Origin of the sequence: Cronbergia sp. UHCC 0137 (assembly GCF_034932285.1) — a bacterium.
In the GTDB taxonomy this organism is placed as follows: Bacteria; Cyanobacteriota; Cyanobacteriia; order Cyanobacteriales; family Nostocaceae; genus Cronbergia.
Map to the genome: position 1 here is coordinate 64,489 of NZ_JAYGHC010000024.1, position 6,940 is coordinate 71,428.

General features: G+C 43.6%; 5 protein-coding genes and 1 pseudogene. 5 read left to right on the forward strand and 1 reads right to left on the reverse strand.

The annotated features are described in order from the left end of the window. The first annotated feature begins 293 nt into the window (after positions 1–293). The 5 genes and pseudogenes from fbp to ndk all read left to right on the forward strand — a co-directional run bounded on the left by fbp (position 294) and on the right by ndk (position 5,871). The gene (fbp, locus tag VB711_RS14320) at positions 294–1,343 is read left to right on the forward strand and encodes a class 1 fructose-bisphosphatase (RefSeq protein WP_323286763.1); all 1,050 of its coding nucleotides are present in this window, start codon (positions 294–296) and stop codon (positions 1,341–1,343) included. Position 1,344: 1 nt separating this feature from the next. Further along, positions 1,345–1,501, forward strand: a pseudogene (locus VB711_RS14325) (transaldolase); the annotation flags it as partial. Positions 1,502–1,728: 227 nt separating this feature from the next. Continuing rightward, positions 1,729–3,258, forward strand: a complete 1,530-nt coding sequence (zwf, locus tag VB711_RS14330) for a glucose-6-phosphate dehydrogenase (RefSeq protein ID WP_323286793.1) — start codon at positions 1,729–1,731, stop codon at positions 3,256–3,258. Between the two features lie 122 nt (positions 3,259–3,380). Beyond that, positions 3,381–4,748: a glucose-6-phosphate dehydrogenase assembly protein OpcA gene (gene opcA, locus VB711_RS14335; RefSeq protein WP_323286764.1), complete on the forward strand. Its 1,368-nt coding sequence runs from the start codon at positions 3,381–3,383 to the stop codon at positions 4,746–4,748. Positions 4,749–5,421: 673 nt separating this feature from the next. Then, positions 5,422–5,871: a nucleoside-diphosphate kinase gene (gene ndk / locus VB711_RS14340; RefSeq protein ID WP_323286795.1), complete on the forward strand. Its 450-nt coding sequence runs from the start codon at positions 5,422–5,424 to the stop codon at positions 5,869–5,871. A gap of 59 nt (positions 5,872–5,930) precedes the next feature. Here the strand turns inward: ndk and VB711_RS14345 are convergent, their stop codons facing one another. After that, on the reverse strand, positions 5,931–6,659 hold the full coding sequence (locus VB711_RS14345; protein WP_323286765.1) for a TerC family protein: 729 nt from the start codon (positions 6,657–6,659) through the stop codon (positions 5,931–5,933). Between the last annotated feature and the right edge of the window lie 281 nt (positions 6,660–6,940).

Sequence of the window (6,940 nt, forward strand, 5' to 3'; positions counted from 1 at the left end):
GGTTTTTCTTTTCATCCTGTAAATCCTTAAATCCTGGATATCCTGATTCAGACAGTCATCTGTAGGGTGCGTCAGACTCAATAATTCACCAACAATCAAGACAAATTTGACATCTGACGTACCTGACGACAGAACCCATCATTGTAGGGACTGAAATTTTAGCCTTCAAAAATTTTATCGCACCCTAGCATCACGAAAATAGCCATTTCTTTAGTTTATCTAAAATCATATTTCAGTTGTCAAATTACCTTTCTAAGATAGAAACAGCAAACAATCACGAGGAAGTAACAAAAATGCTTCAAGCACCAGAATCATCAGATTCGTCTGTTAACTACGCTACAGATAAAGCTCTAGATCGGGATTGTACAACCTTATCTCGACACGTTCTCCAGCAATTTCAGGGGTTTTCAGGTCAAGCCCAGGATATGAGCGCCCTGATGAATCGCATCGCCTTAGCTGGTAAACTGGTAGCGCGTCGCATGAGCAACGCCGGTCTAATGGAAGGAGTGCTGGGATTTACTGGAGAAGTCAACGTCCAGGGAGAATCCGTCAAAAAATTGGATGTTTACGCCAACGACGTATTTATTTCGGTATTTAAACAAAGCGGATTAGTTTGTCGCCTAGCTTCCGAAGAAATGGAAGATCCTTACTATATCCCCGAAAACTGCCCAGTTGGTCGTTATACCTTGCTTTACGACCCCATAGATGGTTCATCTAACACAGATACCAACTTGAGTTTAGGTTCTATTTTTTCCATTCGTCAACAAGAAGGAAACGACGATGATCATAAAGCAACCGATCTCCTAACCAACGGACATAAGCAAATTGCAGCCGGATACATCCTCTATGGTCCATGTACAATGCTGGTCTATACTATGGGGAAAGGCGTTCATTCCTTCACCCTTGATCCTAGCTTAGGCGAGTTTATTCTCACAGAAGAAAATATCCAGATTCCTAATCATGGTGCTGTTTACAGCGTTAACGAAGGTAACTTCTGGCAGTGGGAAGAATCAATTAGAGAATATATTCGCTACGTTCACCGCACAGAAGGCTATAGCGCTCGTTACAGTGGCGCAATGGTGAGCGACATTCACAGAATTTTAGTTCAAGGCGGTGTGTTTCTCTATCCAGGCACAATTGCCAAACCAGAAGGTAAATTGCGTTTGTTGTATGAATCTGCGCCTTTAGCCTTCTTGATTGAACAAGCTGGTGGTCGTGCCACTACAGGAGTAGTGGATATTTTAGACGTAGTACCAAAGATTCTCCACCAGCGTACACCCTTAATCATTGGCAGTAAAGAGGATGTAGCAAAAGTAGAGTCTTTTATTCAAAACGGCCACTAGAATACAGGCAAAGTTACCAACATACAAAATTTATGAATCCCTGGTTTTCGCAGATATCCCTAGCAGTGGGGATATTTTGCGACCTGTTTATAAAGCCAAGGATAAACTAGACGGTTGGTGTAACTCTTACAGTGCCGCCAACTATCTCCAACCATGACAAATCCATCCAACCTTTCGAGTCCTTAATGAACTCTTTAGAAGGCAAAATCAAGCTATTGTCACCAGTGTAGGGACTGGGTAATTAAGATTGGGGACTGGCGATTGGGAACTGGAGAATAGTTTTTTCCAATTACCCATTACCAATTACCCATTACCAATCACCAATCACCAATCACCAATTACCCATTACCAAAACTTAATCCACCACCTAACATCTAAAATTGTTATGCCCAATCTGTTAGAAAATCCCCTGCGCGTTGGTCTACAACAACAAGGGATGCCCGAACCACAAATTATAGTTATATTCGGCGCTTCCGGTGATCTCACCTGGCGTAAACTTGTTCCTGCACTTTACAAATTACGGCGGGAAAGACGCATTCCCCCAGAAACTACAATTGTTGGTGTAGCACGCCGAGAATGGACTCATGAATACTTCCGTGAGCAAATGCAAAAAGGCATGGAAGAAGCTCATAGTAGCGTCGAACTGGGCGAACTCTGGCAAGACTTTTCTCAAGGTTTGTTCTACTGTCCCGGTAATATAGACGACCCAGAAAGTTACCAAAAACTGAAAACATTATTGAGCGAATTAGACGAGAAACGGGGAACACGGGGAAACCGGATGTTCTACCTTTCCGTTGCCCCCAACTTTTTCCCAGAAGCCATTAGGCAACTAGGAGGAGGAGGAATGCTAGACGACCCCTACAAACACCGTCTAGTTATTGAAAAACCCTTTGGTAGAGACTTAGCCTCAGCCCAAAGCCTTAACCAAGTCGTTCAGAAATATTGCAAAGAAAACCAAGTCTACCGCATTGACCACTACTTGGGTAAAGAAACCGTTCAAAATTTGCTGGTATTCCGCTTTGCCAACGCCATTTTTGAACCTTTGTGGAATAGACACTTTGTTGACCACGTACAAATTACCGTCGCCGAAACCGTAGGGGTAGAAGACCGGGCTGGTTATTATGAAAGTGCCGGCGCACTACGGGATATGTTGCAAAATCACCTCATGCAACTTTTTTGCTTGACAGCTATGGAAGCACCCAACGCCATGGATGCTGATAGTATCCGTACAGAAAAAGTTAAAGCATTACAAGCTACCCGGTTAGCAGATATTCACAACCTGTCAAATTCCGCAATTCGTGGGCAATACAGCGCCGGATGGATGAAAGGACAACAAGTAGCAGGATATCATGATGAACCTGGGGTTAATCCCAACTCGACTACACCCACCTATGTCGCCATGAAGTTTATGGTAGATACCTGGCGCTGGCAAGGTGTGCCTTTTTACCTAAGAACCGGGAAGCGGATGCCGAAAAAAGTCAGTGAGATTTCTATTCATTTCCGTGACGTTCCCTCCAGAATGTTTACTTCAGCTGCTCAACAGGCGAGCGCTAACATTTTGGCTATGCGGATACAACCCAATGAAGGAATATCTTTACGCTTTGATGTGAAGATGCCAGGTGCAGAATTTCGCACCCGGTCCGTTGATATGGACTTTAGTTATGGGTCTTTCGGTATTCAAGCTGCTTCTGATGCCTATGACCGCCTTTTCTTAGATTGTATGATGGGCGACCAAACTTTATTTACACGGGCAGATGAAGTGGAAGCAGCTTGGCAAGTAGTTACACCTGCCCTTTCTGTTTGGGATGCTCCGGCAGACCCTACGACCATTCCCCGCTATGAAGCAGGTACATGGGAGCCAGCAGAAGCAGAGTTCTTAATTAACCAAGATGGTCGTCGCTGGCGCAGACTCTAAGAATTTTTAATTGGTGATTGGTGATTGGTGATTGGTAATTAAAGCAAAATTATTATCTATTAACCATGATCCATTATTTCATCCACAGTCCAAAAACTAACATCCAAAAACCAAAATTGACTATGGCTCTCCAAGCACCTACGATCTTTTCATTGCAAGCGCCCAAGGACGTTTCGCTCACAGAAATAGAGGCGGAACTAAACCAAATTTGGCAAAGTTACGGCATAACCGGTGAAGACGGTTCCTTACCTGCTGCAACTCGCGCTACAACATTTACTTTGGTGGTTTACGAACCTGAAGAAACCCAGTATTTATTAGCTGCTTCTGGATTTTACAATGGGCCGATTGATGGGATTTTAGGCCCACAAACAGAAACAGCATTGCGGGAAGTTCAAAGAACTTATAAATTACCAGAAACAGGTACGGCTACAACGGAAACTCTGGCTATATTGCGAGATGAGTTCACTAAAGATCAGCGTAAGGGGGCAACGGAAGATAATGTAGCTAACGTCAGCTATGGATCTTCTAGTCCTACTATTGCTGATGAAATCGCTCTTCGTAACCCTTGCCGCATCATTGCTCTGTGTCCCATTGCTGGGGAAGATGAAGGGGTGAAGGCGCAAGTATCGGCCTATTGTCCAATTCAAAAGCAATCTTCTAGCACTCTGATTTGCTGTGAATACATTACTCTCACTGGTACTGCCACTGCCTTAGAAAGAATTGGGGGGATGATTCCGGCTTTGTTAATTGGTGGTTTACCGAAATTCATTTGGTGGAAGGCTACACCAGATGCAAATAATGCTTTATTTAAGCGTTTGGCGGCAGTTTGCAATAATGTAATTGTGGATTCTTGCAACTTTAATACACCAGAAAGTGATTTACTGACTCTGCAAGGGTTGGTGGAAAATAGTGTACCTTTAGCTGATTTGAATTGGCGGCGTTTGGCTGCATGGCAGGAATTGACTGCGGAAGCTTATGATCCACCAAGTCGTCGGACTGCGCTGAAGGAAATTGACCGTGTAACTATTGATTATGAAAAGGGTAATCCTGCTCAAGCTTTGTTGTATTTGGGTTGGTTAGCAAGTCGGCTGGAATGGATGCCTGTATCTTGTGAAAGAGAAAACGGTGATTATGATATTACTCGTATTCGCTTTATTACTCAAGATCAGCGACAAGTAGAGGCTGAATTAGCAGGTGTTCCGGTTGCAGATATTGGTGAAATTGTTGGTGATTTAATTGCCTTACGTTTAAGTTCCACTAATCCTCAAGCAAATTGTGGCACGGTGATTTGCTCGGAAACTGGTGGTTGTATGCGTATGGAAACCCAAGGTGGCGCACAAGCGGCTGGGTTGTTCCAACAGGTGAGTTCTCTTTCGGAACAGAAGGCAGAAGTTTTGTTAAGTCAACAGGTGCAACGCTGGGGTCGTGAGGCACTGTTTGAGGAAAGTTTGGCGGTGATTGCCAAGAGTTTAAAGTTGAGTAATGGGTAGTTGATAATTTATGCCTAGTAGCTGTTAACCCAAGAATGATGGGTTTATTTTCTTGTAGGGTGTGTCAGATGTTTATTGATTGTTGTCTCAATACTTCTCGGTTAAGGAGGGTAGAGACGTTCCATGGAACGTCTCTACAGGGGTTTTCAGTTCACAAATTTGCTTAACCGAGTAGTATTGATTGTTGCCTAATTATCGGGTCTGACGCACTCTACTATTTAGGATTTGTGGAAAAAGTCTTTTCATTAGGGCTAGGAGTCAGGAGTCAGGAGTCAGCACTTCTCTACGAGACGCTTCGCGGTAAGCGTCAGCTATGCCGTTAGGCTTTACGGCCGCGCTCAATGACCGGAGGAAGAATTAGAAGAGGAGAAGAATATTCTTGAATCTGGTCAAGTGATAGGTTTTTGGTAGTTTCAACCCTTATGTCTTGCACCTGATTCACCCTTTTAACTTGCAAACTCTTGATATATCTGAGTTTTAGGTTTATTAACCAAGTTCTATTTATGGAGCATACCAATACGATCGCTCTTTTAGTGAACTTAATAACCTGACGCTTTGATTTTGATTCAAGCTTTCTCATTCTCCTCAGAAATTCCAGGGACTACTAGACAAAAGTGCAACAACACCTGACAATTAACGGATAAAATTTTTGATGATGTTTTTGGAGACAGCTTTGGAACGCACGTTTATTGCAATCAAGCCTGATGGTGTACAGCGGGGGCTAACCGGTGACATTATCCGTCGATTTGAAACTAAAGGCTTTACCCTTGTGGGCTTAAAGTTTATGAAGGTCACTAAGGAATTAGCTGAACAACACTATGATGTTCACCGGGAAAGACCTTTCTTTGCTGGTTTAGTCGAATTTATCACTTCTAGTCCGGTTGTGGCTATGGTCTGGCAAGGTGAAGGCGTTGTTGCAGCAGCCAGAAAAATTATTGGTGCAACCAATCCATTAACAGCAGAACCTGGCACAATTCGCGGCGATTTTGGGATTAATATTGGTCGGAACTTGATTCACGGTTCTGATGCTCAAGAAACCGCCCAACGGGAAATTAGTCTGTGGTTTAAGGATGAAGAGTTGGTGACTTGGGAGCCACATTTAACCCCTTGGTTGCGTGAGTAGTTAAGCTAATAGGCATTGCCATTAATGTGGAGACGTTCCATGGAACGTCTCTACAGAAATTATGATTTAGAAACTGGGGTGCTTTTTTCGGGTTCTGCGGGGGTTAATTCGACGACGTTGCGTTTGGCAAATCCCCAGGCTAAGATAATAGCGATCGCGCTAATCATGATCCATTGTGGTGGGACTAGATCTTCGTTGATCACTCTCAACAAAAGGCGTATTCCTACTAAGGCTACGGTGATGTAACCGGCATCTTCTAAGTTGGCAAATTCATCTAACCAACGAATAAATAATCCAGCCATGAATCGCAGTGTCACTATGCCGATGGTAGTCCCCGCTATGACCAACCAAATTTCTTGAGAAACAGCGATCGCTGTGGTGACACTATCCAAAGAAAAGGCTAAATCTGTAAAGGCAATCACTGGTATAGCTTGCCATAGAGATTTAAAACGGGGTCCGTGATGGTGATTTTCTTCGTCTTCTTGAGATGTAAAATGTTGAAATACTAACCATAGTAGGTAAGTTGCACCCAATAGTTCAAATTGCCAAAATTTTTGTACCCAAGTAGCAGTTAGTAAAAGGGTAATTCGCAAGACGTAGGCTATAACTAACCCAAAATTGAGGGCTTGACCTTCGAGTTTTTTGTCTTCTAGTCCTTGGGCAATGGCCGCGAGAGCAATGGCGTTATCAGCCGATAGCACCGCCTCTAAAAATACTAACACCAGTAAAACTATAGAGGCTTCAATGCTAAAATGGAAGTTCAGATAATCAAAAATTTTGTCTAGCATTCCTGGTTTCTCAAACAGTAATAGTTAGAAATTTACACAAACAGATATCTTTATCATAAAAAAGGCTGCATATCAATATTTTACACCAATTTAACTATATTCTCCTGCATTCTGAAGATAGTTGCAGTAAGATTATTTAGGGTTTGCGGAAAAAGTCCTTGCGTTAGGGCTAGGGGGCAGGAGGCAGGGGGCAGGGGGCAGGGGGCAGGGGGCAGGGAGCAGGGGGCAGGGGGCAGAAGGCAGAAGGCAGGGGGCAGGGGGCAGAAGGCAGAAGGCAGGGG